This window comes from Kribbella koreensis (genome assembly GCF_039525325.1).
Classification (GTDB): domain Bacteria; phylum Actinomycetota; class Actinomycetes; order Propionibacteriales; family Kribbellaceae; genus Kribbella; species Kribbella koreensis.
This window is the reverse complement of the sequence record NZ_BAAAHK010000028.1, coordinates 24,777-51,172: the sequence shown is the minus strand read 5'-3', so window position 1 is coordinate 51,172 and position 26,396 is coordinate 24,777. Positions and strand designations below refer to the sequence as shown.

Below are 26,396 nucleotides of genomic sequence, written 5' to 3'. Positions count from 1 at the left end.
CGATGCGCCGCCGGATCCTCCTGCTCTCGGTCGGTATGACGACCCTCGTCGTGCTCGCCTTCGCCATCCCGCTCACCCTGCTGCTGCGCAACGCCGCCGCCGACGAGTCGCTCAAAGCTGCCCGCTACCAGGCCGAGAACGTCGCGTACTACGTCGGCGACAAGGACCGCACCTCCGCCGACATCCAGGCCTACATCGACGAGGTCAAGAAGAACAATGCCGGCCGTATCTCCGTCCGCCTTCCCAACGGCACCACGCTCGGCGACCCGCCACCTGGCGGCGTCGCGGACCCCAAGCCGATCCCCGGCGACGACGACGGCGATGACGACGACCACGGCCCACCGAAGCTCTCGACCGCGTCCTTCCGCGCCATCGGCGACGGCAAGGCGACAGACATCAGCGTCGACACCAAGACCGGCCCGGCCTCCATCTGCATCTACCTGACCGCCGAGGAGCTGTACCACGGCCTGCCGACCCGCCTCGCGATACTGCTCGGCGGAAGCCTGCTGGTACTCCTCCTGAGCGTCATCGGCGCCGAACTCGTCTCCCGCCGGATGGCCCGCCCCCTGGAAGAAACAGCCCGTACTGCGGAACGCCTAGCCCGAGGTGACGTCGATGCCCGGGCGCCCACCACCGGCCCGGCCGAGGTGGCCAAGGTCGGCGCCGCCCTCAACGGTCTCGCCGACCGCATCGACGAAGTCATCGCCGTCGAACGCGAAGCCGTCGCCGACCTCTCGCACCGCCTCCGCACCCCACTCACCGCACTCCGCCTGCAAGTCGAGGCGCTCCCTGACCGCGAGCGGGCCGAGGAACTCAACACTCAGGTCAACAGCCTCGAGCGCACCCTCACCGCTGTCATCAGCGCCGCCCGTCGCCCTCAGCGCGAGGGCCGGGTCCCGCATTGCGACGCTGTCGAGGTCACCCGCGCCCGGGCCGCCTTCTGGGCTCCACTGTTCGAGGACCAAGGCCGAGACCTGGTACTAGACCTAGTGCAGCCGCCTGCCATGGTCCGAGCCTCAGCGGACGACCTGTCCGCGGCACTCGACGCACTGGTGGAGAACGTCGTCGCCCACACGCCTGACGGCACTCCGGCGCGCATCATCCTCACCAGGCAACCAGTGGGCGGTACTACCGGCGTACTGATCGTCGTCGCGGATGAAGGCCCCGGCATCCCACTAGGAGCAGGGGAGCGGGGCCGTAGCGACCGGGGCTCGACAGGGCTAGGCCTTGACATAGCCCGCCGCTGTGCCGAGGCCGCTGGTGGCCGGCTGACCATCCACCCGAACCTCCCGAGCGGCTCCTCCGTCCACCTGACCCTCGCGTCGCCTTGAAGCTACCGCGAGGCCGATCATGACCGCGGGGATCAGTAGGTCGTAGATGAGGACGCCGCCGGTGTTGCCGGCGGCGTGGTCGCCATTGGCGAACCATTGGTACAGGTGGCCGATCACTGCGCCCCAGAGGAACATGCCGGCACCGAGACCGACGGTGATGCGCTCCCTGGCCGAGGCTTTCGGTGAGGCGGCCCGGAAGGCCATCGCCGCGAGGCCGAGATTGGCGAAGGCGATCTCGAACAGGAACGGCGAGCGGTTGAAGCCGATCGCGGTCGCCATCACGTCGGGGATCGTGAGGAACGAGATCGTCATCCACAGGCTGCCGCAACCGAGCGCGGCGGTCGCCCACCAGCGCTGCCAGGTCGCCAGCTTCGCCTCCCGGGAGGGGCTGTGGCGAGTGCGGATCGTCGCGCCCACGACCGCGATGACCAGCCAGAGCAGGGGAACGGAGGTCTGTAAGAGATAGGAAAGTGTGCTCATGGATCGAGTGTTGCATGGTTAATATTAACTACGCAAGATTCAGGTATGCTGCTCCTGTGGATGACGGACTGGCTGACCTGCTGCATCGTGTGGTGTTCCTGCTCGGAGAGGCCGCGCGGCAACGCGGTGACGGCCCCGGCGACCTGACCTACAGCCAGCTCCGCCTGCTCGGCACGCTGGAGGACATCCAGCCGGCAACCCAGCATCGACTCGCGCAGGCGCTACTGGTCTCCGACCCAGCCGTCAGTCGGGCCCTTGGTCCGCTGGAGGCGGCAGGTCTAGTACAGGTCACCCAGGACCCCGACCACGGCCGCCGCCGCCTCGTCACCATCACCGAAGCCGGTCGCAAGGCCTTCCATGACGGCGGCAAACCCCTCTACGACCAGCTCCGCACCTATCTACTCCAAGCCGACTTCCCCTACGACCGCTACCTGGCCGACACCGCTCAACTGGCCAAGCTCCTCAAAGACTGAGTCAGCTGCAGGTCGGCGCGAGGGTTCTGGCGGCTGCTTGGTCGTCGCGGGTGATGGGGAGTTTGTACTTCGCCGCGACGCGGAGGTAGCGGGCGACGTAAGTGCAGCGGAACGACTTGTTGAGCGGGAGCCATTCGCCGGGGCCCTGGTCGGACTTGCTGGCGTTGGTGGCGCCGTCGACGGCTAGGAGGTTGTCGGTCAGGTCGTTGGCGAAGTCGATCCGGCGCTGGGCCGGCCAGGTCGAGGCGCCGAGGTCCCAGGCGCGGGCGAGTGGGTAGATGTGGTCGATCTGGACCTTGCTGGCGGCTGCTTTGCGGAAGGTGATCAGGCGGCCGGTGTACGGATCGAGCAGTTGGCCGGACATCACCACGCAGTGCTTCGGGCCGGCCTTGTAGGTGACGTCGGTGAGTTGCTTGGCGAGGACGTTGTTGCGGGTGTCGCAGCCGTCGTGGCCGCCGGGGCCGGAGTGGTTGTCGGACCACGCCTGACCGAAGGAGCAGGCGCCGGATTTGCCACAGGCGCGTTCGTAGCCCTTCACCTTGGGCCGGGTGGTGACGACTTTGACCAGGGCGAGTTCTGAGCGGATCGAGCTTTCCGAAGTACCGGCTGGGGCTGGTTCTTGTTCGATCGAGGTGCACGCGGTGAGGAGAAGGAGGGCGAGCAGGACGGCAGGGCGGGCAGACATCACCGACGGGTTGTATCACCACTGACGCCGACCAGCACGGCTACTCGCCGGAGAAGCGGCCGAATGAAGTCGCTGTCGTCGGTCCGGTGGAAGAACATCGTCAGCTCTTGCCGGTGAAGGCGCCGATGGCGATGCCGATCACGGCGGCGTTGTAGAAGAAGGCCAGGACGGAGTGCCACAGGACGGCGTGCCGGACGCGGCGGTCGGCGATCTCGACGTCGGAGGTGGCGAAGGTCGCGCCGATGGTGAAGGCGAAGTACGCGAAGTCGAGGAAGTTCGGGGTCTCGGTGCCGGGGAAGCGGATGCCGCCGCCGCGCTCGAAGTACAGGTTGGCGTAGTGCATCGAGTAGCCGCTGTGCAGGATCAGCCAGGCCAGTACGACGGCGATCGCGGCCAGCGCCCTGATCGCCGACAGGCTGGCGAAGCTGTCCTCGAGTTCGGCCTCGATCGCGTCGACGCTCACGATCAGCAGCCCGCTCGACAACCCGGCGGCACTGGCCAGTACGACCGCGCCGAACCGCAGCCGCATCCACCGCGCCGGCAGCAGCCAGTCGGACGGCTCGCCGGTCGTGGTCCGGCCACGCCGCATCGTCCGGACCTGCCGACCCACGAAGACGAGTGCGAGCGCGTCCCAGCCGACCAGCGTCAGCACGGTCACCTTGTCAGGTACCGAAACAACCCACAGAACCAGCAGCAGCACCACACCCGCCGCTGCGAGCAGCACTCGGACAGCCCCGTCCACCCGCACTCTGGCCACCCGCGGATCGTAGCCCGCGCTGCGACCTGATCAGCGGCTATCGGCCTGTGGGCTCGCCGAGCCTCATCGCGAGTGCGGTGACCTCTGCGTGAGGCCGTGACCGCTCCGCGACGAACACAAGAATGAATCGCCGCGATCAGCGCGCGGCATCCCTGGAGGTCCGGTGTGGGAGGCCGAAGTGGTCGAAGAGAGAGGGATCGCTGAAGAGGGTGATCCGGGTCAGGTGCGACCGGCTGGTGGCCAGGACGACGATGGCGAAGGCGGTGTAGAGGCGATCGGTGTCGCGGTGGTACGCCGCGACGCCGAGTTGCCCGTTGACCTCGACGGGGATCATCGCCCAATCGCCGGTGCGGCCGATGGCCTGCGCGACGATGAACGGCTCGCATGTCGCCTTTCCGGAGTACCAGGTGCTGGTCCCGGTCATCTCGAGGACGGTCTCGTCGGCGAGGAGGCGCCCGATGGCGACCGGATCGGACTGCTCGAACGCGGCGATGTAGCGGTCGAGTACGTCGCGAGCCCCGGCGTCGGTCGGCTCGGCCACCTCGACGTCGCTGAGCGCGGCCTCGGCCAGCCGGGCGCGGCCGCGCTGCAGCAGACTCTTGACTGCGGGCACCGAGATGTCGAGCAGTTCGGCGGCTCCGGCGGCCGGCAGGTCCAGCGCTTCGCAGAGGATCACGGCTGCCCGCTGGCGCGGTGGCAGCAGTTGAAGGGCTGCGACGAGGGCGAGCCGGACTCGATGGCGGGCGACCACCACGTCGGCGGGATCGGACCGTTCGTCGACGACCAGCCGGTCCGGTATCGGCTCGAGCCAGCTCACCTCGGGGCCGGTCGGCACGCCTGGCACGTGGGGATCGCTCGCCGGCGGGCCGAGTCCGGACGGGACCGGCCTGCGGCGGTTCCGGTGCACTGCCGTCAAGCACACGTTGGTGGCGATCCGGTACAACCAGGTCCGCACCGAGGAGCGGTGTTCGAAGGTACCGAACGCCTTCCAGGCCCGGAGATAACTCTCCTGGACGAGATCTTCCGCATCGCCGACCGAGCCGGTCATCCGGTAGCAGTGGGCGAACAGTTCCGTCCGGTACGGCGCGGTCGCCGCTTCGAACGAGTCGGTCTTCGGGTCAGACGTGGTCACGCAACATACTGACTCGCCGTCCGGTGGAAAAGAATCGGGCTGTCCACCGATTCTTTTCCACCGTCACCCGGGTCGATATGGGTATGACGACTGACGCATTCATCGACCCCTACCGCACCGGCCGCCCGCGCGAGGCAGCGCGGCAGACAGCGTTCCGGATTCTCGCCGGGCCGCATCTGTCGATCCTGTCGACCACCAACCCGGACGGCTCGCCCCAGTCCTCGGTGATCTTCGTACTGGCCGACGGCGACGACATCTTGTTCAGCACTCTCAAGGGCCGCCGCAAGACGCGCAACATGCAGCGCGACCCCCGCGTGGCGCTCCTCCTCCACAGCCTGCCGTCCGCCGATGGGGAGGTCACCTACGCAACCGTCTCCGGTGTCGTCGAGCTGACCGACGACCCGGACGGCAGCTTCCATCACACGATGTATGCCCACTACATGAACGGTGCCACCCCACCCCCCGAGCCAGGCGCCGAACGTGTCACCGTCCGCCTGCGCCCCCACCGCACCTACGCTCCCTGACCGATCGTCGCGCGGATCGGCTTCCGCAGACGGTCATGCGTCTGGCGGTCAGCTGACGGTCGACTTGACCTCGTCGGCGTGCAGCTTGAGCCAGGTTTCGAAGGACTGGAGGTCGGGGTTGAGTTCGCGGACGAGGTCGAGGTCGCGGTCGCCGGTGAAGCGGGCCGAGTCCTCGGCGTAGTACTGGAACATGTTGGCCATTTCTACGGCCATCGGGAAGGCGAAGCCTCGGAAGTCGTCCCAGGTGTGGGGCTGGTACTCGACCGGCTCGCCGAGGACGGTGCTGAGGGCGGCGGCGTACTCGGTGCCGGTGAGGTGGTCGCCGGCGATGCTGACGGTCTTGCCGATGAACTCGGGGCCGCGCTTGAAGATGCCGAGGGCGGTCTTGCCGATGTCCTCGGCGGCGATGCCGGAGAGGGGCTGGTCGGCCATCGGGAGAGTGAGGACGAGCTTGCCGTCTTCGCCTCGGACCGGGCCCATGCCCTGCTTGATCGCCTCGAAGTAGAAGGTGGTCTGCAGGAAGGTCGTGGGTACGCCGTACTTGGTGAAGAGGTCGTTGGCCTCGCCCTTGGCGTCGAAGTGGGGGACCTTGTACTTGCCGTCGTCGAGGCTCGGGACCCGGTCGGTCTCGCCGAAGTGGTCGCGGGTGTCTTCCAGCGTCGACCAGATCACGTGCTCGACCCCGGCGTCCTTGGCGGCCCGCGCCGCGTTGTCGGCCTGCTCGAGCTCCATCTCGGCGCGAGTCCGGGCGGCCTCCTCGGCCGGCGTCCGCTCGACCCAGTAGTTCGTCACGACGAAGGCGCCGTGCGCGCCGTCGAACGCCTTCCGCAGGCTCGCCTCGTCGTCGAGGTCGGCCTCGACCACCTCGGCGCCCGCGGCAACCAGCGCCTGCGACTTCGCCGACTGCGCGTCCCGGGTCAGAGCCCGTACTGCGAACCGCTGCTCGGCGTCGGCCAGGATCGCCTGGACGAGCCCGCCGCCCTGCGAACCGGTAGCCCCGACCACGGCGATGAGCTTCTTGTCTGTCATCGAAAATCTCCCTCGAAGATGTGGGTTGATGTGTCAACCTGCTTCGAGCATAGCGCGCTAGGTTGATGTGTCAACCCAGTCGGGTAGGATGGTGCTCGTGACGAACGCACCGTGGCTCGACGACGACGAGCAGAAGGCCTGGCGCAGCTATCTGCAGATGCGCCGGACGCTGGAGACCCACCTGGCCCGGCACCTGCAGCGGGAGTTCGGCCTGTCCGAGTCCGACTTCGAGATCCTGGTCAACCTGTCCGAGTCCGAGACCGGCCGGATGCGGGCGTACGAGCTGGGCGAGGCGACCCAGTGGGAGAAGAGCCGGATGTCACATCACCTGACCCGGATGGAGAAGCGCGGGCTGATCCGCAAGGAGGCCTGTGAGGCCCGCTACCCGGAGATCGTGCTGACCGACGAGGGGCTGGCCGCGATCAAGGCCTGCGCGCCTGGGCATGCCGGCCGGGTCCGCGAGTTCTTCGTCGACGTGCTCGGCAAGGAGCGGATGCTCGCACTCGGCGAGGCCGCCGACGACGTGATCGACGCGGTCGACAAGCACCAGCGGACCGACTGTCCGCCAGAGGTCCGCGGCTGCGGCTGAGAGCTTGCACTGCGCGCTTACTCGCCGAAGGGTGGTCGCACGACGTCGACGTCGTTGGTCCAGTGGAAGTAGATCGGGTCGTTGAGAGCCACCGGGACTCTGCCGCGGCTCTGGATGACTGTGGCTGTGCCGTTGGCGTGGCCGACGGCGTACAGATACCCGGCTCGGCCGTTCTTGTCGATGCCGATCACGAGGGTGCCGTACGGTCCGCACCACTCCGCAACCAGCGATTCGAAGACCTGCCAGGTGGTGCGGCGGACGAGCTTCACGACGGGCTTCATCGGTGACGTGGTCGGGATGTGGATCGTGTAGAGCGCTCCGCCGCGGGTGTTGGCCAGGAAAGTGTCATAGGTCGCCGTCTGGCTGATCAGGGCCATCGACTTCACCGCCGCGAATCCGGGGTAGGAGGTCTTGTGCTCCCAGAGATCTCTGTACTGCACGGTCCAGCGGAACAGTACGCCGTCGGCGCGCAGTCCGTAGGTTGTCACCCGGCCGGAGATGTACGACTCGTCGATGGCGGTAAAGGTGTTCCAGCCTCCGCCAACGCGAACGAGCTCGGAGCGCCGAACCTCGCCACTGGGTTCGTCTGCCACGTAGTAGTGCGAATACATGGCACTCCCCGCAACGACAAAGCCGCTGACGTCGTGACCTGCGACATCGGCCCGGCTGTTCATCGGGCCGCTGAGCCGGGCCTGCCCGTCGGGGTACAGGTCGCGTGCCATCAGGCTTTCGAGCGTCCGGGTGGGTGGCGACGTCGCCGCCATGACCTGCATCCGGTGGTCGCCTCCAGTCGTCACCGACCCGAGTTTCACCGAGCAGGCCGAGGTTGTGGCCTGCGGCGCTGCTGTGGTTGCGGTGGGTAGCCCGCCGATCGCGAGAGTTGCCGCTGCGATCAGCCCGATAGCTCTGAACCTGCTCGTCATCTCTGAACGCCTCCTCTGATCTTTCGATGGACCGACCGGAGGACGTCTTGCCCCAGGCGCGACCTACGGCCAACCGTCCATCGGGCGGGGGAGTCTCGAAAGGGGCGATGGTCCCCAACCACGGAGGCGGCCGGCTCTGGAAACGCCTCGCCTCCGACAGTTGACGGCAAGCCTGACGGTGACGCTGGCTGAGAGCTGCTCTCAGGGACATCTCAGGAGAACTTGACTCCGGCTTGAGGTTCCCTTGGCGTGCGCCTGAGGCCCGCCCGGCGAAGCTCGGGGCATGGTCACTTCACGGCTCGATCCCCACCCAGAACGCGCCCGCTGGCTGCGCAGGTCGGCAGCGGCCTCGATCGCCACGGTCCTCCTCGGTATCACCGGCACCGGACTGGCTGTCGGCATCATCAGCGTGCGCCAGCACGACGCCACCGGCCAGGCGGCCACGACCGGAGACAACTCCGGCACCGGCAGCACGAGCGACGACAACGGCAGCACGAGCGACGACAACGGCAGCACGAGCGACAACGGGAGCACGAGCGACGGCAGCGGTCTCGGGTCGGCTCAGCAGAACGCTCCTGCGCAAGGCGGGAGCCACGGCTCATGACCGCCTCGCGTACCTGGCAGGCGTGGAGCTGCACCGTCCGCCTGACCGTTGACGATCCCGTAGTACTCGGTGCGGCCAGCGGTGCCCTCAAGGCGCTGATGGATCGGGTGGACAAAGCGGCCAGCCGATTCAGACCGGACTCCGAGCTGTCTGCGGTCAACACCCGCGCCGGCTCCATGGTCCCCGTCTCGCGCCTACTGGTCGACCTGGTCGACGTAAGCCTCGTCGCGGCCTCCAACAGCGGCGGTGCCGTCGACCCGACCATTGGGGCCGCAGTGGTGGCCGCTGGCTACGACAGTGACATCGAGACCGTCCGCACTCGCCTCCCGAAGCCGGCAGGACGCCCAGTACCGGCCGCTGGCTGGCAGCAGGTCAGGTTGAACCGCAAGATCGCCATGGTCGGCGTCCCCGAGGGCGTCTCCCTTGACCTCGGCGCCACAGCGAAGGCCTGGACCGCAGACCGGGCAGCCCTGGTACTCAGCAAGCGCCACGGCTGCGCAGTACTGGTCGAGATCGGCGGAGACCTCCGTGCAGCCGGTACGCCGGCCGAGCCCTGGGTAATCCGAGTAGCAGAACGCGAAGGCGAAGAAGGCGTCGCGGTAACCCTCGCCCATGGCGGTCTGACCACTTCCACCCGTACTGCGAGAGCCTGGCAGACCCCGACAGACCATGCCCACCACATCATCGACCCCCGCACCGGCCGCCCCGCCGACGGACGCTGGCGCACAGCCTCGGTCTGGGCGCCGACCGCCGTACGGGCCAACACCTTCAGCACTGCCCTCATCGCCACCGGCGAGGCAGCGCTAGGTCGCCTGACCCTCGCCGGACACCCGGCGCGACTCATAGCCGGCGATGGTGAGGTCACCGAGCTATCGGGCTGGCCCTCCGCTAGCAGGGCCGCCTGATGACGTTGTGGTACCTGGCCCGCGCCGCCGGTGTGATGGCCCTGATCTTCTTCACCCTGGCCGCGTCCCTCGGCGCACTGGGCTCGGGGAGCAAACTGCCGGAGCGGCGGTTCTGGCTGCAGTACGTCCATCGGTCAGCCGCTGTGACCGGCCTGCTGCTCCTGCTCGCGCACGTGGTGGCAGTGATCGCCGACAGCTTCGTGGACATCACTGTGTCCGTCCTCGTGTGGCCCTTCGGCTCTGGCTATCGGCCATTTGCGATGGTGGTCGGAGTGCTCGCCTTCTATGCGCTAGTGCTTGCAGCGCTCGTCGGTGCCGCCAGAGGTCGGCTTGCGCGATCCGAAGCCTTCACCAAGCGCTGGCGCTCGATCCACATCGCGGCCTCGGTCGGCTGGCTCCTCGCCGTCGGCCACAGCCTGCTGGCGGGCACTGACCGCAGTACGCCGTGGATGCTCGCTATCACTCTCACCTGCTTGGCAGCCGTCGGCGCATCCGTCGCCGTACGCCTCCGGAGCAGGACGACCGTTCGGCTGGTGAGGACCTCATGACGATCCTGCAAGAGACCTCTACGTCCCTGCGAGCCATCGGGCAGCCCCGCCTGCTCGCCGGGCTGACCACCGGTCGCGCAGACCTTCAACGGCACCAGCAGGCGCATGGCCCACTCCCGGAGCTCAGCAGGGAGGCCTACACCGAGCTAGCGACAGCTGTGGGACTCAGGGGCCGGGGCGGAGCGGCCTTCCCCGTCGCTCTGAAGCTGGCTGACCTCCCAGCCCGAGGGATCGAGGCAGTGGTCGTCAACGGCTCTGAGAGCGAGCCGGTCAGTCGCAAGGACCGTCTGCTCCTCACCATGGCACCGCATCTCGTACTAGACGGCGCTACCGGTCTGGCGCGCGCACTGAAGGCGCCGCTGGTTCTAGTAGCTGTGCACGACCCCGCAGCGGCGGCCTCGGTGAGGGCTGCGCTACTAGAGCGGCAGGACGGGGTAGAGGTCCAGGTGGCCGATACGCCCGGTCGCTTCGTCGCTGGCGAGGCCCGGGCGGTGTTGAGCGTGTTGGAGGGAGGCGCACCGGTTCCGCCTGGGCGGAAGGTACTGCCGACCAGGAAGGGCTACCACCGGCGTCCGACCTTCCTCTCCAATGTCGAGACCTTCGCCCAGCTCGCTGTACTGGCCCGGCTCGGTGCCCATGAGTTCAGCAGCACCGGGCTGATCAGTGAGCCCGGCACTCAGCTCCTGACCATCGACGGCGCAGTAGAGCGACCAGGAGTCGTCGAGACTCCCACCGGGACGCCACTAGAGGCCGTACTACGCTTCGCCGGCGCCTCCCCAGGCCCCGTACTAGTCGGCGGCTACCACGGCAAATGGCTACCAACCGACCTGAGTCGCCCCGAGACGACCGGCGGCGCAGGCATCGTCCTGGCGCTCGGTACAGACACCTGTCCGCTAGGCGAGGTCCACCGGGTCGCCCAATGGCTAGCGAGCCAGTCAGCCGGCCAATGCGGCCCCTGCGTCTTCGGACTGGCCGCCCTGGTCGACGACTTCGGCCGCCTCGGCAACGGAGACCCGGCCGGCTGGCACGACGCCCAACGGCACCTGGGGCTGGTACCGGGTCGTGGAGCCTGTGCTCACCCTGACGGCTCGGCCCGCTTCCTCGCTTCGGCCCTTGAGGCCTTCGACGACGACATCCGGCAGCACCTGGCCGGCGGCTGCGGTCGCCCGGTCCTGGGTGTGCTGCCGGTCCCCGGAGGTACCTGGTGAAAAAGCTCGAGATCGACTGGACCCGCTGTGACGGTCACGGACTCTGCGGCACCCTCCTGCCCGACGACGTCTGGCTCGACGAGTGGGGTTTCCCGGTCATCCGCGACCGCGAGATAACCCGTGGTGAACAGGCGAACGCGCGCCGCGCAGTACTGGCCTGCCCCGCCTTGGCGCTGCGGCTGACGAGGACTGTTAAACGTGATTCGTAAGGCATCGGCAAGGACCGTCCCGACATCACACCAGTGACAGAAGTGGACTAATCTCTGAGGAGGGGCACAGAGTCGTGTCTCTCGGCGCAGAGCGCCGCTTTTGTCACGCGTGGAGACGGTGGGGAATGCAGAGCAAGCTGGACGTCCAGAAGGCGGATGTGCTCGCCAAGGCGGTGGCCGCAGGGTCGCACGGCAACGAGGTCGACTCGGGTAAGTTGCGGACCTTCCTGGAGCGGTACTACCGCTACGTCGCCGCCGAGGACGTCGCCGAGCGGCAGCCGACCGACTGTCTGGGCGCCGCCAAGCACCACTACAAGTCCGCGCTCACCCGGCCGCAGGGCACCGCCAAGGTGCACGTCTTCACGCCGACCGTCGAGGAGCATGGCTGGTCGGCGAACGGCCGGACCGTGGTCGAGATCGTGATCGACGACATGCCGTTCCTGGTCGACAGCGCGTCGATGGTGATCACCGACCACAACCTCGAGCTGCAGCTGCTCGTGCACCCGCAGTTCGTGGTCCGCCGCGACATCGCCGGCACCCTGCAGGAGGTGCTCGACGACGCGGCCGCCGCGGACGAGCACGACCTGGTCCGGGAGAGCTGGATGCACCTGGAGGTCGAGCGGATCGCCGACCCCGCGGAGCACCGCGAGCTGGAGCAGGCCCTGCAGCGCGTGCTCGGTGACGTGCGCGAGGCCGTCGAGGACTGGCCGAAGATGCACGAGAAGGCCGTCTCGATCGCCGAGTCGCTAGACCCGTCCAAGCTGCCGGTCGGCGCGAACGAGGTCGAGGAGGCCAAGGAGCTGCTGGAGTGGCTCGCTGACGAGCACTTCACCTTCCTGGGCTACCGCGAGTACAGCTTCACGATGGAAGGCGAGCAGGGCGTCCTGCGCGGCGTACCGGGCACCGGCCTGGGCATCCTGCGGCCGGACCCGAAGCTCGACGAGAACGCCGGCAAGCTGCCGCCCGAGGTGAGCGCCAAGGCCCGTGAGCGCAAGCTGCTGATCCTCACCAAGGCCAACTCGCGCTCGACGGTGCACCGCTCGTCGTACCTCGACTACGTCGGCATCAAGCAGTTCGACGAGAACGGCGAGCCCGTCTCCGAGCGCCGGTTCATCGGCCTGCTCTCCTCCACGGCATACACCGAGAGCGTCATGCAGGTCCCGGTACTACGCCGCAAGGCGATCGAGCTGTTCGCGCAGACCGGCTTCGACCCCAACAGTCACAGCGGCAAGGGCCTGCTGGACGTGCTGGAGACCTACCCCCGCGACGAGCTGCTGCAGGCGCCCGTAGAGGACCTACTGCCGATCGTGCAGTCCGTACTGCACCTGCAGGAGCGCCGTGCGGTCAAGCTGTTCGTCCGCCGCGACGTCTACAACCGGTACCTCTCCTGCCTCGTCTACCTGCCGCGCGACCGCTACACCACGGCCGTCCGGCTCAAGATGCAGCAGATCCTCAAGGACGCGATCGGCGCCGAGTCGGTCGACTACGCCGCCTACGTGACGGAGTCCGTGCTCGCCCGGGTGCACTTCGTCGTCCGGATGAAGCAGGGCGAGACAGTGGGCGACTTCGACGCCGAGATCCTCGAGCAGAAGGTCGTCGAGGCGACCCGTGCCTGGCAGGACGACTTCAACGTCGCGCTGCACGCCCTAGGCGGCGATGGCGCCGTCACACGGCTGGCCAGCCAGTATGCGGGTGCCTTCCCCGAGGCATACAAGGAAGACTTCGACGCCCGGGTCGCCGTGCGCGACGTGACCATCCTGGACGGTCTGCCCGCTCAGGACGGGCTGGCCATGTCGCTCTACAGCCCGATCGACGAGGCATGGGAGGGCGAACGCCGCTTCAAGGTCTACCGGACCGGCACCGCGCTCTCGCTGTCGCAGGTACTCCCGCTGCTGACCCACATGGGCGTCGAGGTGATCGACGAGCGGCCGTACGAGATCCGCCGGCCCAGCGGTACGGCGTACATCTATGACTTCGGGCTCCGGGCGCCGCAGGGCTCTGAGGAGAAGGAGGAGCTGCGTGGGCTCTTCTCCGACACCTTCCAGGCCGTGTGGCAGGGCAAGGCGGAGAGCGACGCGCTCAACGCCCTGGTACTGCGGGGCAGCCTCAGCTGGCGTCAGGTCTCCATCCTGAGGGCGTACCAGCGGTACATCCGGCAGGGCGGGACCCCGTTCAGCCAGAGCTACATCGAGAACACGTTCCTCAACCACGTGGACATCGCCAAGCTGCTCGTCCAGCTGTTCGAGACGAGCTTCGACCCGGCCCGGGGCGCGGCTGACGACCCGAACCGGATGATCGCGGTCGAGCAGTTGCAGAAGGAGATCGGCACCGCGCTCGACACGGTGAAGAGCCTCGACGAGGACCGGATCCTGCGGTCGTACCTGACCGTCATCAAGGCGACGCTGCGGACGAACTACTTCCTCCCGGCAGCGGACGGCTCTCCCCGGACGTACATCTCGTTCAAGCTGGAGCCCAAGGCGATTCCGGACCTGCCGCAGCCGCGGCCGGCGTACGAGATCTTCGTGTACTCGCCGCGGGTCGAGGGTGTGCACCTGCGCTTCGGCGCCGTCGCGCGGGGTGGGTTGCGCTGGTCGGACCGGCGGGAGGACTTCCGGACCGAGGTGCTGGGCCTGGTGAAGGCGCAGATGGTGAAGAACTCGGTGATCGTGCCGGTGGGTGCGAAGGGCGGGTTCTACGCCAAGCAGCTGCCGGACCCTGCTGCTGATCGCGACGCTTGGCTCGCCGAGGGCATCGCGTCGTACAAGACCTTTATTTCGGGGCTTCTGGACATCACCGACAACATCGTTGCCGGGGACATCGTTCCGCCTGCTTCCGTTGTGCGTTATGACGGTGACGACGCCTATCTGGTGGTCGCGGCGGACAAGGGGACGGCGACGTTCTCGGACATCGCGAACGGGGTCGCCAAGGAGTACGGGTTCTGGCTGGGTGACGCCTTTGCCTCGGGTGGCTCGGTCGGGTATGACCACAAGGCGATGGGGATCACCGCGCGAGGTGCCTGGGAATCGGTCAAGCGGCACTTCCGCGAGATGGGCCACGACTGCCAGAACGCTGACTTCACCGTGGTCGGTGTGGGTGACATGTCGGGTGATGTCTTCGGCAACGGGATGTTGCTGTCGGAGCACATCCGGCTGGTCGCGGCGTTCGACCACCGGCACATCTTCCTCGACCCCAACCCCGACGCTGCGGTTTCGTTCGCTGAGCGGCGGCGGTTGTTCGACCTGCCGCGGTCGTCGTGGGCGGACTACGACGCCGACCTGATCTCGGCCGGTGGCGGCGTTTACCCGCGGACGGACAAGGCGATCCCGATCTCGGCCGAGGTCCGGGCGGCGCTCGGCCTGGAGGGGCACCCGGACGCGCTGACGCCGAACGAGTTGATGCAGGCGATCGTCAAGGCGCCGGTCGACCTGTTCTGGAACGGCGGCATCGGTACGTACGTGAAGGCTGCCTCGGAGACGCACGCCGACGTCGGCGACAAGGCCAACGACGCGATCCGGATCAACGGCGCGGACCTGCGGGCGCGCGCGGTCGGTGAGGGCGGCAACCTCGGCTTCACCCAGCTCGGCCGGATCGAGTACGCGACCGCCGGCGGCCGGATCAACACCGACTTCATCGACAACGTGGCCGGCGTGGACACCTCCGACCACGAGGTGAACATCAAGATCCTGCTCGACAAGGTGGTCGCCGACGGCGATCTGACCGAGAAGCAGCGCAACGACGTGATCGCGTCGATGACCGACGAGGTCGCCGCGCTGGTGCTGAAGTCGAACTACCGGCAGAACATCGGGCTGGCCAACGCGACCGCGCAGGCGGCGGCGCTGATGCACGTCCACCAGGACTGGGTCCGGCGGCTGGAGAAGCAAGGCCTGCTCGACCGGGAGCTGGAGTTCCTGCCGAGCGTCGCGGAGTTCAAGCGGCGCAAGGCCGAGGGGCGTGGGCTGACCTCGCCTGAGCTGTCGGTGCTGATCGCGTACACGAAGATCGTGCTCGAGGCCGAGCTGCTCAAGACGTCGCTGCCCGATGACGACTACCTGGCCGCCAAACTGGTGTCGTACTTCCCGAAGGCGATCCAGGACCGGTTCGCCGAGCCGATGAAGTCGCACCAGCTGCGTCGCGAGATCATCACCACGCAGGTGGTGAACGAGTTCATCAACTCGTCGGGCATCACGGCGTACCACCGGTTGTCGCTGGAGACGGGCGGGTCGGTCGAGGACGTCGTACGGGCGAACCTGGCCGCGTCGCGGATCTTCGCCCAGCCGGAGCTGTTGGCTCGCAACGCCGAGCTCGACAACATCGTGGACGCCGCGACCCAGACCGCGATGCGGTTGGAGACGCGGACGCTGGTGGAGCGGGCGACCCGGTGGCTGGTGTCGAACCGGCGGTCTCCGGTCGACATCGCCGAGCTGATCGAGTTCTTCGCGCCGGGGATCGCCAAGCTGACCGCTGCGCTTCCGGAGGTACTGCGGGGTCGTGAGCTGGCTCTGTACGAGCAGCGGCGTGAGGCGTTGCTGGCCCAGGGGGTGCCGGAGGATTTCGCGACTCGGATCGCGGTGCTGCCACCGGCGTACGCGGCGCTGGGGATCGTGGAGACGGCGGACCGGGCCGATCTCGACGTACTGGAGGTCGCCAAGGTCCACTTCGCGCTGGGGGAGCGGCTGCAGCTCGGGCTGTTCCTGGAGCGCATCATCGGGCTGCCGCGGACGGACCGCTGGCAGACGATGGCGCGGGCTGCTCTGCGCGACGACCTGCACGCGGTCCACGCACGGCTCACCCGTCAGGTGCTGGCGTCGACTGATGCCACTGCCGAGCCAGAAGACCGTGTCCGGGCCTGGCAGGACCTGAACTCGACGGCCCTGTCCCGCGCCGCCACGATGATGGAAGAGATCGTCGAGACGGAAGGCCCCGAACTGGCCCACCTCTCGGTAGGCCTCCGCCTGGTCCGCACCCTCCTCAACAACCAGGCCTGACCGCCACACCACCACTTCCTGTCCGAGCCCACCACTTCGCGTCCGAGCCCACCACTTCGCGTCCGAGGTCGCCACTCCGTGTTCAAGCCCACAAGTAGTGGGCTTGAACACCAAGCGGCGGGCTTGAACACCAAGCGGTGGGGTTGAACACGTTATTTCCTGTTCACGGTCACCGGTTGGTGTCCGAGGTCGCCGCAAGGGGCGGGGGTCGCCGTGGTGGGCGCTAGGCTCGGGGGGTGGCGACGCTTGAGGATCTGGTGGGGCGCAGTGAGTATCCGGGGCGTGGAGTGGCGATCGGGCGGGATGTCGACGGTGTGCCGTTTGCCGCCTACTGGCTGACCGGGCGGAGTCCAGCGTCCCAGCAACGGGAGCTGGTCGTTTCGGAGTACGAGATCGTCGTACAGGACCTGGCCGGTGGCGGCTCGGACGACCTGCGGCACTACACGGCCGCGATCCGCACCGAGGACTGGGTCATCGTCGGCAACGGCAGCCACGTCCACGAACTAGCCGCCGCACACGGCGACTGCGTCGACCTCCAGGTGGTACTCCGTAACATCGACTACGAGCCCGACCCACCCATCCGCACTCCCCGGATCTTCGCCGGCGCCGTCACCGAAGGCCCCGAGCTGATGGACGTCGTCGTCGGCTCCGCCCGCTCATACTCCGCCGACCAGGTCCAGCACCCATCCCTGTTCCTCCGCCGCTCCGAAGAAGCAACCGCAGGCGTAGTCAACACCTACTCCGGCACCGCCGCGGAGGTAGTCACCGACGGCTACCCCATCGTCGTAGCCGTCAACGAGGAATGGGAATCCCTCCCCGACCTCCTCTGGAACCGCCTCAACCCAACGCTGCGAGTAGCCCTCGTAGTAATCCCCCTCCACGTAGAAACCTTCGAAGCCTCGATCGTCCGCTCCCGCTGAGCTTCAGCGGGAGCTCTCCCAGCGCGGCTTCAGCTCCGGGAGCAAGGCTGCCAGGTAGGCCTTGGCGTCTTCGACAGTACGCATGGGCAGCGGCAGCCCCACGCCGAACAGACCCCAGCGGTTGTGACCCGCTGGCGTCCTCTCGTTGAAGTGCACGGCAGTCTCCGACTGCCAGATCAGCCCGGCGCGCGAGTTGTCGGGTGCCACCACGAAGCCGTCGCCGTAGGTGTCCGGCGCCGACAGAAAGTCCGTGATCATCCCGAAGCGGAAGCCATCGACCTCCGTCTCGTCCAAGACCGGGAATCCGTAGTAGGCGGGTGCTCCCGGCGGCGGGTTGAGGAAGCTGTCGTCGTCGACCGCGAGTGGGCGAACGACGATCGGCTCATCATCTGTCATTGGCAGATGATGACACTGGTCAGCGTTCGGAGACGATGACGTCTACGGAGTACTGGTCGGCTCGGTAGCAGTGGTCGCCGAATTCGACGGGGGAGCCGTCGGCGTCGTAGGCGCTGCGGGTCATGGTGACCAGGGGTTCGGCCTTGGACATGTGGAGGGTGCGGCGTTCCTCGGCGGTCGCGTTGCGGGCGCCGATGCGCTGGCGGGCGACGGTGGGGCGGATGCCGCGGGCGCGGAGTACGGCGTACAGGCCATCGGTTTCGAGGAGTTCGGTGGTCAGGTCGTCCATTGCCGGGGGCAACCAGTTGCGGAGGATCGCGAGCGGTTGGTCGCCGGCGTACCGGAGCCTGACGATGGAGACCAGCGGGGTGCCGGACGAAAGGCTGAGCGCCTCGGCGGCTCGGTCGTCCTGAGCGGCACAGACCAGGGACAGTACTTCGGTACGCGGAGTGCGACCCTCACGGACCAGATCGTCGTACAGGCTGGTCAGCTCCGCGCGCCGATGGACCATCTGGTTGGCGACCGTCGTGCCGATGCCCCGGCGGCGGACCAGCAGCCCCTTGTTGACCAGCTCGGAGATCGCCCGGCGGACCGTCGGCCGGGACAGGCTGAGCCGGCCGGACATCGCCAGCTCGTTCTCGAACGGGTCGCCCGGGCGCAGCGTGCCGTCGCTGATCGCGGCGGTCAGCTGCTCGGCGAGCTGGTGATAGAGCGGCACCGGGCTCGTCCGATCGATCTGGATCGGGAGGGCGGCCATGTCCGGATGTTACAGGAAGGAGGTTTGTATGTCCCGACGTGAAAATGTGCTTACAAAGTATTGACACGCCTGGTGCGGCCAGCAAAGCTGACGGGGCGAACCAGCACCGCGGGAGGCTGGTCCGGCGGACAGCCGCGAGCCTTGACGAGAGGGATGCCAGGATGCGAATCGGGTTGGTCGGAACCGGGCGGATCGGGGCGTTCCACGCCGCGACGCTGAAGAGTCTGGCGGCGGTGGAGCAGGTCGTCGTCACCGACGTCGAGGCGAGCCGGGCGGAGCTGGTCGCCAAGGATCTCGGCCTGGAGTTCGCGGCCTCCGTGGACGATCTGCTGGCCAGTGGCATCGACGGGTTCGTCATCGCCGCGGCCACCTCGGCTCACGCGGCGCTCATCGAGCAGGCCGTCGCGGCGGGCATTCCGACCTTCTGCGAGAAGCCGGTCGCGATCGATCTCGGTGAGACCCAGCGGATCGTCGAGCTGGTCGAGGGCTCGGACGTTCCGGTGCACATCGGTTTCCAGCGCCGCTTCGACGCCGGCTATCGCTCGGCGCAGGAGCAGGTCGCAAGCGGTGAGCTCGGCTTCATCCACCACATCCGGGCCAACACCAACGACGCGTTCCCGCCGCCGCGCGAGTACATCCCGACCAGCGGCGGCTTCTTCCGCGACTGCACCGTCCACGACTTCGACATCATCCGGTTCGTCACCGGTCGCGAGGTGGCCAGCGTCTTCGCCACCGGCGCCAACCGCGGCGAGTCGTTCTTCGGCGAGTACGGCGACATCGACGCCGCCGCCGCGCTGCTGACCCTCGACGACAGCACCTTCGTCGCGGTGAGCGGCACCCGCTACAACGCGGCCGGCCACGACGTACGGATGGAGGTGCTCGGTTCACTCGGCTCGATCGCCGTCGGCCTCGACGAGCACACCGCCTTGCGGTCGGCCGAGCCTGGCGTGACGTTCCCCGGCGGGCAGTCGCACAGCACCTTCATGGACCGGTTCCAGCCGGCCTACGTCGCCGAGCTGACGGCTTTCACCGAGGTGGTCGCCGGCGCCCGCCCTGTCCCTTGCACGGTCCGCGATGCTTTGCAGGCCTTCCGAATTGCCGACGCATGTGAACTGTCCCGACGCGAGAACCGCGTCGTACTTCTGGAGGAGATCGGCCGATGAGTGACGTTGCCACCAGGATCGCCGGAGCGCCCATCTCGTGGGGTGTCTGCGAGGTCCCGGACTGGGGTTGGCAGTACGACCCAGAGACGGTGCTGGCGCAGATGCGCGAGGTGGGCATCGCGGCGACCGAGTTCGGGCCGGACGGGTTCCTGCCTGACGATCCGGCCGAGAAGGCGAAGGCGCTCGCGGATCTCGGGTTGCGGGCGGTCGGCGGGTTCGTACCCGTCGTACTGCACGACCCTTCGCACGATCCGGCTCCTGAGGTCGCGCGTGCTCTGGAAGGGTTTGTCGCTGCCGGGGCCAGCACATTGGTACTTGCGGCCGCGACAGGTCTTGATGGGTATGACGATAGGCCTGTACTTGACGACGCGGGCTGGGCGACGTTGCTGGCCAACCTCGACGCGCTGGCCGGGCTGGCCGCCAAGCAGGGGATCACGGCGACACTGCACCCGCACGTCGGCACGATGGTCGAGAACGCGGCTGATGTCGACCGCGTGCTTGCGGGCTCGACGATCGGGCTCACGCTCGATACCGGGCACCTGTTGATCGGCGGGGTCGATCCGGTGGCGTTGGCGTTGAAGCACACTGCGCGGATCAAGCACACGCATCTCAAGGACGTGGACGCTTCGTGGGCCTTGAAGGTGCAGTCGGGCGAGGTCAGCTACACGGACGCCGTACGGGCCGGGATGTACCGCCCGTTGGGTGGCGGTGACATCGACCTGGCGACGATCGTGTCGGCGCTGGAGAAGTCCGGGTATGACGGCTGGTACGTGCTGGAGCAGGACACGATTCTGGCTGGGCGACCTGATGGGGACGGGCCGCTGGCCGACGTACGGGCGAGTATCGAGCACCTGCGGCGGATCGCGGAGGCGGTTTGATGGCGGACGACGTACTCACCATCGGGCGGATCGGGGTCGACCTGTATCCGCTGCAGACGGGGACGCATCTGGAGGATGTCGAGAGCTTCGGCAAGTTCCTCGGCGGGAGCGCGACCAACGTCGCCGTCGCCGCCGCCCGGCACGGCCGGAAGTCGGCGGTGATCAGCCGGACCGGGAACGATCCGTTCGGCACCTTCATCCATCGGTCGCTGCTGGAGCTGGGTGTCGACGATCGGTTCGTGACGCCGGTCGACGGGTTGCCGACGCCGATCACGTTCTGCGAGATCTTCCCGCCGGACAACTTCCCCTTGTACTTCTACCGGTTCCCGAAGGCGCCGGACCTGGTGATCAACCCGTCCGAGCTCGATCTGGACGCTGTTCGCGAGGCGTCGATCTACTGGTCGACGGTCACCGGGTTGTCGGCGGAGCCGTCGCGGACCGCGCACTTCACCGCGTGGGAGGCTCGGGAACGCCGGAAGTTCACGGTCCTCGACCTGGACTACCGGCCGATGTTCTGGGCAGATCCGAGTGAGGCGCACGAGCAGGTCGAGCGGGCGCTGCAGCACTGCACGGTTGCTGTGGGCAACCGAGAGGAGTGCGAGGTCGCCGTCGGCGAGACGGATCCCGACAAGGCGGCCCAAGCTCTGCTGGATCGCGGACTCGACCTGGCCGTCGTCAAGCAAGGCCCGAAAGGCACCCTGGCCCGCACCCGCGACGAACGCGTGGAGGTCCCGCCCTTCCCGGTGGAGGTAGTCAACGGCCTAGGCGCTGGCGACGGCTTCGGTGGCGCCCTCTGCCACGGCCTGCTGGCCGGCTGGCCGCTGGAGAAGGTCATCCGCTTCGCCAACATCGCCGGCGCCATCGTCGCCTCCCGCCTCGAATGCTCCACCGCCATGCCCACCGAATCCGAAGTCCTGGCCCTCCTGGAGAACTCCGCATGACCGCCGACGGCGACGACCTCGGCGAGACCGGGCTGTACGCAAGCAAACCCCGCGGAGGCGAACCCCACGAGACCAGCGCTGAGCAGACCAGCGCCGCCGGTGGTGCTGGCAAGGGTGTGCTGGGTGACGGCGGCGTTGAAGCGAGGATGGTGAGCCCGCGAGGTGGCGGGGCAAGTGGTGGTTGGGCGGGTTCTGAACTGGGGGTTGGGGTGAATCCGACTGAGATCAGGGTGCGGTATCCGGAGCGGATTGCTGAGGGGTGGCAGCAGCGGCGGCGGCGGGAGTTGGTGGGGGAGGATGGGCGGCTGCTGATTGTGGCGGCAGATCATCCGGCTCGGGGTGCGCTGGGCGTGCGGGACGATCGGATGGCGATGGCCAGTCGGCCGGCGTTGATCGATCGGCTGTGTACTGCGCTGCGCCGGCCGGGCGTCGACGGTGTGCTCGCGACGCCGGACATCCTCGAGGACCTGCTGCTGCTCGGCGCGCTCGAGGGCAAGGTCGTGATCGGGTCGATGAACCGTGGCGGCCTGCAAGGCGCGTCGTTCGAGCTGGACGACCGGTTCACGGCTTACGGTACGGCGGATGACATCGCCGGGCGCCGGCTGGACGGCGGCAAGATGCTGACCAGGATCTGCCTCGACGACCCCGGTACGGTCGCCACGCTGGAGAGCAGCGCGCAGGCGGTCACCGAACTCGCCGAACGCAAACTGATGGCGATGGTCGAACCGTTCTGGTCGGTACGCCGCGACGGCCGCGTCACCAACCTGCTCGACCCGGACTCGGTCATCAAGTCGATCCACATCGCCTCCGGCCTCGGCGCCACCAGCGCCTATACCTGGCTCAAGCTCCCGGTGGTCGACGACCTGGCCCGCGTCATGGAAGCCACGACGCTCCCGACCCTCCTCCTCGGCGGCGACCCGACCGTAGCCCCCGAAGAGACCTACGCCTCCTGGGGCAAAGCCTTGAGCCTCCCCTCCGTCCGAGGTCTCGTCGTAGGCCGAGCCCTCCTCTTCCCGCCCGACGGCGACGTAGCCGCCGCCGTAGACCAAGCCTCATCCCTAGTCCACGGAGGCGCCGCATGACCGCGCGCGAGGTCCGCGGAGCAGCTGATGTCGACGGAGGTGTCGCATGACCGAGTGGTTCCGGCCCGCGGGGTCGACGGCGCGGGATGGCTTCGATGTGGTTGTCAGCCCGGGGGAGAAAGACTGGGAACACACCGGCCTGTACGTCGGTACGCTCCGGCCGGGGCAATCCGTCGAGATCGAGACCGGGGACTCCGAATGGCTGGTGTTGCCGTTGTCGGGGTCGGCCGAGGTGATCGTCGACGGCGAGACCGTCGCACTGGGCGGCCGTGCCGACGTGTTCGCCGGCGCGACCGATCTGGCCTACGTGCCGCGGAACACCACGATGGCCGTCGTCAGCGCCGGTGGTGCCCGGATCGCGTTCCCGCATGCGCGGGCGGCGTCGGATTATCCGTTCCGGCGGATCGGAGTCGAGCAGGTCGAGACCGAACTGCGAGGTGCGGGTGTCGCCTCCCGGCAGGTGCGGAACTTCGGTACGCCGGCCGTCCTCGAGGCCGACTCGATCATCGCCTGCGAGGTTCTCACCCCGGCAGGGAACTGGTCGTCGTACCCGCCGCACAAGCACGACGAGCACAAGCCTGGTAAGGAGAGTGTGCTCGAGGAGATCTACTACTTCGAGCTGCAGCTCTCCGACGATGCTCCTGAGGTTGTCAAGGGCAACGACCCGATCGGCTACCAGCGGGTCTACGGCACCGACGACCGCCCCATCGACGTACTGGCAGAAGTACGCGGCGGGGATGTGGTCCTGGTGCCACACGGTTGGCATGGTCCTGCGATGGCGCCTCCTGGTTATGACATGTACTACCTGAACGTGATGGCCGGCCCCGGTGCCGAACGCGAGTGGCTGATCAGCGACGACCCCCACCACGGCTGGGTCCGCGAACTCTGGAAGACGGAGAAGATCGACCCGAGGCTGCCGTTCGGGAACGCCGAGTGAGGGCGCAGGCCAACGGGCCACGGCCTGCGGCGGCCGAGATGGTGCGGTCGGTGTGTTCGGATGGGATTGCTGGTTGGGCTGTGGCTATGGGGTTTGGAGGAGAGCGATGACGGTGCGTCTCACAGTGGCGCAGGCGCTGGTGCGATTTCTGAGCGTTCAGTACTCGGAGCGGGATGGCGAGCGGCAGAGGTTGTTCGCCGGATGCTTCGGGATTTTTGGGCACGGTAACGTGGCTGGGCTCGGACAGGCTTTGCTGCAGTCCGAGCTGGAGGATCCGGAGGCGTTGCCGTACATCCTTGCCCGCAACGAGCAGGCGATGGTGCACAGCGCTTCGGCGTTTGCGCGGACCCGGGATCGCCTGCAGACCTACGCGTGCACGGCCAGCGTCGGACCCGGCTCGACCAACATGATCACCGGGGCGGCCCTGGCGACCGTCAATCGGCTGCCTGTATTGCTCCTTCCGTCGGATGTGTTCAGCACGCGGGTGGCTACGCCGGTGCTGCAGGAACTCGAGAGCACGACCGCCGGCGACGTCTCCGTCAACGACGCCTTCCGCCCCGTCTCGAAGTACTTCGACCGGATCTGGCGCCCCGAGCAACTACCCTCCGCCCTGCTCAACGCGATGCGCGTGCTGACCGACCCGGTCGAGACCGGCGCGGTCACGATCGCCTTGCCGCAGGACGTGCAGGCAGAAGCCTTCGACTGGCCCGAGGAGCTGTTCGCCGAGCGCACCTGGTACATCGCCCGCCCGTTGCCCGAGGCATCGATTGTCGACAAAGCGGCACAGCTCATCCGGTCTTCGAAGAAACCCCTGATCGTGGCCGGTGGTGGCGTCGCCTACTCCCGCGCCCAGGACGCCTTGCGCGAGTTTGCCGAGCGGACCGGCATCCCGGTCGCGGAAAGCCAAGCAGGCAAGGGATCCCTGCGCTACGACCACCCGCAGTCGGTCGGCGCGGTCGGGTCCACGGGCACGACGGCCGCGAACGCGTTGGCCCGCGAGGCCGACCTGGTGATCGGCGTCGGCACCCGCTTCGCCGACTTCACAACGGCCTCGCGGACCGCCTTCCAGAACCCGGACGTCCGGTTCGTCAATATCAACGTGGCGCGCTTCGACGGTGGCAAGCATGCTGGTCTCCCTGTCGTCGCCGACGCCCGGGAAGCCCTTGTTTTCTTGGCTTCCCAGCTCGACGGTTGGTCGGTGGAGAACCAGTACAGATCATTGACGACCGAGCTCGCAACCCAGTGGGACGCGATTGTGGACAACACCTACAACCCGCCTGCGGAGGTGACGGCGAAACTCGCCGAAGGACTGCTCACCCAGGGCGAGGTCCTCGGCGCCGTCAACGAATTGTCGGCGGCGTCTGATGTGGTGGTGTGCGCAGCCGGTTCGATGCCGGGTGACCTGCACAAACTCTGGCGGACTCGCGATCCGAAGGGATACCACGTCGAATATGGCTACTCCTGCATGGGATACGAGATCGCCGGCGGACTGGGCGTCCGCCTCGGCGCACCCGAGCGCGACGTCTTCGTCCTGGTCGGCGACGGGTCGTACCTGATGATGTCCAGCGAGCTCGTCACCGCGGTCCAGGAGAACGTCAAGATCATCGTCGTCCTGGTCCAGAACCACGGCTTCGCCTCGATCGGCGCGTTGTCGGAATCCCTTGGCTCACAGAGGTTCGGTACGGCGTACCGCCGGCGCTCAGGCGACGGCCGGCTGGACGGGGACTACCTGCCGGTCGACCTGGCCGCCAACGTGCGCAGCCTCGGCGTCGAGGTGCTCGACGTGAACAGTCGCGCCGACCTGGAGAAGGCGATCGGTACTGCGAAAGCCGCCGACGGCCCGATCGCGATCCACGTCAAGACCGACCCGCTGATCGGCGCCCCCGACAGCGAGTCGTGGTGGGACGTACCGGTCAGCCAGGTGTCCGGCCTCGACTCGACCCGCGCGGCCTCCGCGAAGTACGAGGAGTCCAAGAAGGCGCAGAGGCCGTACCTCGCACCGGTCGAAGCGCCCAGCGCGGGAGGCCGCAATGGGTAGCGTCAAGATCGGCAGCGCGCCCGACTCGTGGGGCGTCTGGTTCGCGAACGACGAGAAGCAGACCCCGTGGCAGCGGTTCCTCGACGAGGTCGCCGAGGCCGGCTACACGCGGATCGAGCTCGGCCCGCCCGGGTATCTCCCGACCGATCCCGTCCGGCTGAAGGAAGAGCTGGACAAGCGCGGCCTGGAAGTGACCGCCGGGACGATCTTCGAGCACCTGCACCGGCCGGACTCATGGGACTCGACCTGGCGTGATGTCTCGGCCGCTGCCGAGCTGGCCGCGGCGATGGGCGCCAAGCACCTCGTGGTCATCCCGTCGATGTGGCGCGGCGACGACGGTCAGGTGATCGAGCCGCGGCTGGATCACGAGGGGCAGGCCCGGCACGGCAAGCAGGTGACCGAGCTCGGCCGGCGGATCGCCGCGGAGTACGGGCTGAAGACGCAGTTCCATCCGCATGCGGACGGACACGTGGACAGCCAGGAGACGGTGGAGCGGTTCCTCGAGGAGACCGACGGGGAGCACGTCAACCTCTGCCTCGACACCGGCCACATCAGCTATTGCGGCGGCGACAACCTCGAGCTGATCCGGAAGTATCCGGAGCGGATCGGTTATGTGCACCTGAAGCAGGTCGATCCGGTGGTGCTCGCGCAGGCGGAGGCCGACGGGATCGGGTTCGACGAGGCGGTCCGGCGGGGCGTGATGTGCGAGCCGCCGCAGGGCGTGCCCGAGTTGGCGCCGGTGCTGGACGCGCTGGCGCGGCTCGACGCGGATGTTTTCGCGATCGTCGAGCAGGACATGTACCCCTGCCCGCCGGACGTGCCGCTACCGATCGCGACACGAACGCTGAAATATCTGCAGACCCACGGGGGTGGTGGTGTATCCGTATGACGACCAGCAGAGT

Annotated in this window: 26 protein-coding genes; 18 read left to right on the top strand and 8 right to left on the bottom strand. The window is 67.8% G+C overall.

Features of this window, described 5'->3' with window-relative positions; translation table 11 throughout:
* Positions 1-2 precede the first annotated feature (2 nt).
* Positions 3-1,331, top strand: coding sequence for a HAMP domain-containing sensor histidine kinase (locus ABD116_RS41695; RefSeq protein WP_343984292.1), 1,329 nt, complete (start codon positions 3-5; stop codon positions 1,329-1,331).
* On the opposite strand, the gene ABD116_RS41690 is transcribed toward ABD116_RS41695, so the two are convergent.
* On the bottom strand, positions 1,221-1,811 hold the full coding sequence (locus ABD116_RS41690; RefSeq protein WP_343984290.1) for a DUF6790 family protein: 591 nt from the start codon (positions 1,809-1,811) through the stop codon (positions 1,221-1,223). The genes ABD116_RS41695 and ABD116_RS41690 overlap by 111 nt on opposite strands.
* 56 nt (positions 1,812-1,867) lie before the next feature.
* Between ABD116_RS41690 and ABD116_RS41685 the strand changes: the two genes are divergently transcribed.
* A complete protein-coding gene (locus ABD116_RS41685) occupies positions 1,868-2,284 on the top strand; it encodes a MarR family winged helix-turn-helix transcriptional regulator (protein WP_343984287.1) in 417 nt (138 codons plus the stop codon).
* A gap of 1 nt (position 2,285) precedes the next feature.
* On the opposite strand, the gene ABD116_RS41680 is transcribed toward ABD116_RS41685, so the two are convergent.
* The 3 genes from ABD116_RS41680 to ABD116_RS41670 form a co-directional block, all read right to left on the bottom strand.
* A complete protein-coding gene (locus ABD116_RS41680; RefSeq protein ID WP_343984285.1) occupies positions 2,286-2,969 on the bottom strand; it encodes an HNH endonuclease family protein in 684 nt (227 codons plus the stop codon).
* A gap of 100 nt (positions 2,970-3,069) precedes the next feature.
* Positions 3,070-3,726: a DUF1345 domain-containing protein gene (locus ABD116_RS41675; RefSeq protein ID WP_343984283.1), complete on the bottom strand. Its 657-nt coding sequence runs from the start codon at positions 3,724-3,726 to the stop codon at positions 3,070-3,072.
* A gap of 136 nt (positions 3,727-3,862) precedes the next feature.
* Positions 3,863-4,858 (bottom strand): RNA polymerase subunit sigma-70, encoded by a 996-nt coding sequence (locus ABD116_RS41670; protein ID WP_343984281.1) that lies wholly within the window; start codon positions 4,856-4,858, stop codon positions 3,863-3,865.
* Positions 4,859-4,941: 83 nt separating this feature from the next.
* Between ABD116_RS41670 and ABD116_RS41665 the strand changes: the two genes are divergently transcribed.
* Positions 4,942-5,382: a PPOX class F420-dependent oxidoreductase gene (locus ABD116_RS41665; protein WP_343984279.1), complete on the top strand. Its 441-nt coding sequence runs from the start codon at positions 4,942-4,944 to the stop codon at positions 5,380-5,382.
* A gap of 48 nt (positions 5,383-5,430) precedes the next feature.
* Here ABD116_RS41665 and ABD116_RS41660 read toward each other — a convergent pair whose 3' ends face one another.
* Entirely contained in the window at positions 5,431-6,411 is a 981-nt protein-coding gene (locus ABD116_RS41660; protein ID WP_343984277.1) for an NmrA/HSCARG family protein, read from the bottom strand.
* 88 nt (positions 6,412-6,499) lie between these two features.
* On the opposite strand from ABD116_RS41660, the gene ABD116_RS41655 reads away from it, so the two are divergent.
* The gene (locus ABD116_RS41655; protein WP_343984275.1) at positions 6,500-7,000 is read left to right on the top strand and encodes a MarR family winged helix-turn-helix transcriptional regulator; all 501 of its coding nucleotides are present in this window, start codon (positions 6,500-6,502) and stop codon (positions 6,998-7,000) included.
* A gap of 17 nt (positions 7,001-7,017) precedes the next feature.
* Here ABD116_RS41655 and ABD116_RS41650 read toward each other — a convergent pair whose 3' ends face one another.
* The gene (locus tag ABD116_RS41650; protein ID WP_343984273.1) at positions 7,018-7,923 is read right to left on the bottom strand and encodes a hypothetical protein; all 906 of its coding nucleotides are present in this window, start codon (positions 7,921-7,923) and stop codon (positions 7,018-7,020) included.
* Between the two features lie 283 nt (positions 7,924-8,206).
* Between ABD116_RS41650 and ABD116_RS41645 the strand changes: the two genes are divergently transcribed.
* From ABD116_RS41645 to ABD116_RS41615, 7 genes are all read left to right on the top strand, one after another.
* Positions 8,207-8,527 carry a hypothetical protein gene (locus ABD116_RS41645; RefSeq protein WP_343984271.1) on the top strand — a complete coding sequence of 107 codons (321 nt, stop codon included), beginning with the start codon at positions 8,207-8,209 and terminating at the stop codon, positions 8,525-8,527.
* Positions 8,524-9,432, top strand: coding sequence for an FAD:protein FMN transferase (locus ABD116_RS41640; RefSeq protein ID WP_343984269.1), 909 nt, complete (start codon positions 8,524-8,526; stop codon positions 9,430-9,432). Before ABD116_RS41645 ends, ABD116_RS41640 begins: the two co-directional genes overlap by 4 nt.
* On the top strand, positions 9,432-9,980 hold the full coding sequence (locus ABD116_RS41635) for a ferric reductase-like transmembrane domain-containing protein (protein WP_343984267.1): 549 nt from the start codon (positions 9,432-9,434) through the stop codon (positions 9,978-9,980). The genes ABD116_RS41640 and ABD116_RS41635 overlap by 1 nt, the downstream gene beginning before the upstream one ends.
* Positions 9,977-11,188: an NADH-ubiquinone oxidoreductase-F iron-sulfur binding region domain-containing protein gene (locus tag ABD116_RS41630; RefSeq protein WP_343984265.1), complete on the top strand. Its 1,212-nt coding sequence runs from the start codon at positions 9,977-9,979 to the stop codon at positions 11,186-11,188. Before ABD116_RS41635 ends, ABD116_RS41630 begins: the two co-directional genes overlap by 4 nt.
* Positions 11,185-11,397: a ferredoxin gene (locus ABD116_RS41625; RefSeq protein ID WP_343984263.1), complete on the top strand. Its 213-nt coding sequence runs from the start codon at positions 11,185-11,187 to the stop codon at positions 11,395-11,397. The genes ABD116_RS41630 and ABD116_RS41625 overlap by 4 nt, the downstream gene beginning before the upstream one ends.
* A gap of 125 nt (positions 11,398-11,522) precedes the next feature.
* Positions 11,523-16,382 carry an NAD-glutamate dehydrogenase gene (locus tag ABD116_RS41620; protein WP_343984261.1) on the top strand — a complete coding sequence of 1,620 codons (4,860 nt, stop codon included), beginning with the start codon at positions 11,523-11,525 and terminating at the stop codon, positions 16,380-16,382.
* 236 nt (positions 16,383-16,618) lie between these two features.
* Entirely contained in the window at positions 16,619-17,302 is a 684-nt protein-coding gene (locus ABD116_RS41615) for an IMP cyclohydrolase (RefSeq protein ID WP_343984259.1), read from the top strand.
* A 3-nt stretch (positions 17,303-17,305) separates the two neighbouring features.
* On the opposite strand, the gene ABD116_RS41610 is transcribed toward ABD116_RS41615, so the two are convergent.
* Both ABD116_RS41610 and ABD116_RS41605 read right to left on the bottom strand, forming a co-directional pair.
* Positions 17,306-17,698, bottom strand: coding sequence for a hypothetical protein (locus ABD116_RS41610; RefSeq protein WP_343984257.1), 393 nt, complete (start codon positions 17,696-17,698; stop codon positions 17,306-17,308).
* Positions 17,699-17,717: 19 nt separating this feature from the next.
* A complete protein-coding gene (locus ABD116_RS41605) occupies positions 17,718-18,455 on the bottom strand; it encodes a GntR family transcriptional regulator (RefSeq protein WP_343984255.1) in 738 nt (245 codons plus the stop codon).
* A 161-nt stretch (positions 18,456-18,616) separates the two neighbouring features.
* On the opposite strand from ABD116_RS41605, the gene ABD116_RS41600 reads away from it, so the two are divergent.
* From ABD116_RS41600 to ABD116_RS41570, 7 genes are all read left to right on the top strand, one after another.
* Positions 18,617-19,618: a Gfo/Idh/MocA family protein gene (locus ABD116_RS41600; protein ID WP_343984253.1), complete on the top strand. Its 1,002-nt coding sequence runs from the start codon at positions 18,617-18,619 to the stop codon at positions 19,616-19,618.
* On the top strand, positions 19,615-20,496 hold the full coding sequence (locus ABD116_RS41595; protein WP_343984251.1) for a sugar phosphate isomerase/epimerase family protein: 882 nt from the start codon (positions 19,615-19,617) through the stop codon (positions 20,494-20,496). The genes ABD116_RS41600 and ABD116_RS41595 overlap by 4 nt, the downstream gene beginning before the upstream one ends.
* Complete coding sequence (gene iolC / locus ABD116_RS41590) at positions 20,496-21,437, top strand: 5-dehydro-2-deoxygluconokinase (protein ID WP_343984249.1); 942 nt, start codon at positions 20,496-20,498, stop codon at positions 21,435-21,437. The genes ABD116_RS41595 and iolC overlap by 1 nt, the downstream gene beginning before the upstream one ends.
* A gap of 209 nt (positions 21,438-21,646) precedes the next feature.
* Entirely contained in the window at positions 21,647-22,519 is an 873-nt protein-coding gene (locus ABD116_RS41585) for a Cgl0159 family (beta/alpha)8-fold protein (protein ID WP_343984304.1), read from the top strand.
* 46 nt (positions 22,520-22,565) lie between these two features.
* A complete protein-coding gene (gene iolB, locus ABD116_RS41580) occupies positions 22,566-23,456 on the top strand; it encodes a 5-deoxy-glucuronate isomerase (protein ID WP_343984247.1) in 891 nt (296 codons plus the stop codon).
* Positions 23,457-23,562: 106 nt separating this feature from the next.
* Entirely contained in the window at positions 23,563-25,494 is a 1,932-nt protein-coding gene (iolD, locus tag ABD116_RS41575) for a 3D-(3,5/4)-trihydroxycyclohexane-1,2-dione acylhydrolase (decyclizing) (protein WP_343984245.1), read from the top strand.
* The gene (locus ABD116_RS41570; RefSeq protein WP_343984243.1) at positions 25,487-26,383 is read left to right on the top strand and encodes a TIM barrel protein; all 897 of its coding nucleotides are present in this window, start codon (positions 25,487-25,489) and stop codon (positions 26,381-26,383) included. The genes iolD and ABD116_RS41570 overlap by 8 nt, the downstream gene beginning before the upstream one ends.
* Positions 26,384-26,396: the final 13 nt, after the last annotated feature.

Coding starts and splice junctions, on each gene's coding strand:
- ABD116_RS41635 (WP_343984267.1), top strand. CDS start 9,432: ATGACGTTGTGGTACCTGGCCCGCGCCGCCGGTGTGATGGCCCTGATC.
- ABD116_RS41665 (WP_343984279.1), top strand. CDS start 4,942: ATGACGACTGACGCATTCATCGACCCCTACCGCACCGGCCGCCCGCGC.
- ABD116_RS41650 (WP_343984273.1), bottom strand. CDS start 7,923: ATGACGAGCAGGTTCAGAGCTATCGGGCTGATCGCAGCGGCAACTCTC.
- ABD116_RS41620 (WP_343984261.1), top strand. CDS start 11,523: ATGCAGAGCAAGCTGGACGTCCAGAAGGCGGATGTGCTCGCCAAGGCG.
- ABD116_RS41680 (WP_343984285.1), bottom strand. CDS start 2,969: ATGTCTGCCCGCCCTGCCGTCCTGCTCGCCCTCCTTCTCCTCACCGCG.
- ABD116_RS41610 (WP_343984257.1), bottom strand. CDS start 17,698: ATGACAGATGATGAGCCGATCGTCGTTCGCCCACTCGCGGTCGACGAC.
- ABD116_RS41600 (WP_343984253.1), top strand. CDS start 18,617: ATGCGAATCGGGTTGGTCGGAACCGGGCGGATCGGGGCGTTCCACGCC.
- iolD (WP_343984245.1), top strand. CDS start 23,563: ATGACGGTGCGTCTCACAGTGGCGCAGGCGCTGGTGCGATTTCTGAGC.
- ABD116_RS41630 (WP_343984265.1), top strand. CDS start 9,977: ATGACGATCCTGCAAGAGACCTCTACGTCCCTGCGAGCCATCGGGCAG.
- ABD116_RS41695 (WP_343984292.1), top strand. CDS start 3: ATGCGCCGCCGGATCCTCCTGCTCTCGGTCGGTATGACGACCCTCGTC.
- iolB (WP_343984247.1), top strand. CDS start 22,566: ATGACCGAGTGGTTCCGGCCCGCGGGGTCGACGGCGCGGGATGGCTTC.
- ABD116_RS41640 (WP_343984269.1), top strand. CDS start 8,524: ATGACCGCCTCGCGTACCTGGCAGGCGTGGAGCTGCACCGTCCGCCTG.
- ABD116_RS41645 (WP_343984271.1), top strand. CDS start 8,207: ATGGTCACTTCACGGCTCGATCCCCACCCAGAACGCGCCCGCTGGCTG.
- ABD116_RS41660 (WP_343984277.1), bottom strand. CDS start 6,411: ATGACAGACAAGAAGCTCATCGCCGTGGTCGGGGCTACCGGTTCGCAG.
- ABD116_RS41690 (WP_343984290.1), bottom strand. CDS start 1,811: ATGAGCACACTTTCCTATCTCTTACAGACCTCCGTTCCCCTGCTCTGG.
- ABD116_RS41595 (WP_343984251.1), top strand. CDS start 19,615: ATGAGTGACGTTGCCACCAGGATCGCCGGAGCGCCCATCTCGTGGGGT.
- ABD116_RS41570 (WP_343984243.1), top strand. CDS start 25,487: ATGGGTAGCGTCAAGATCGGCAGCGCGCCCGACTCGTGGGGCGTCTGG.
- iolC (WP_343984249.1), top strand. CDS start 20,496: ATGGCGGACGACGTACTCACCATCGGGCGGATCGGGGTCGACCTGTAT.
- ABD116_RS41605 (WP_343984255.1), bottom strand. CDS start 18,455: ATGGCCGCCCTCCCGATCCAGATCGATCGGACGAGCCCGGTGCCGCTC.
- ABD116_RS41655 (WP_343984275.1), top strand. CDS start 6,500: ATGGTGCTCGTGACGAACGCACCGTGGCTCGACGACGACGAGCAGAAG.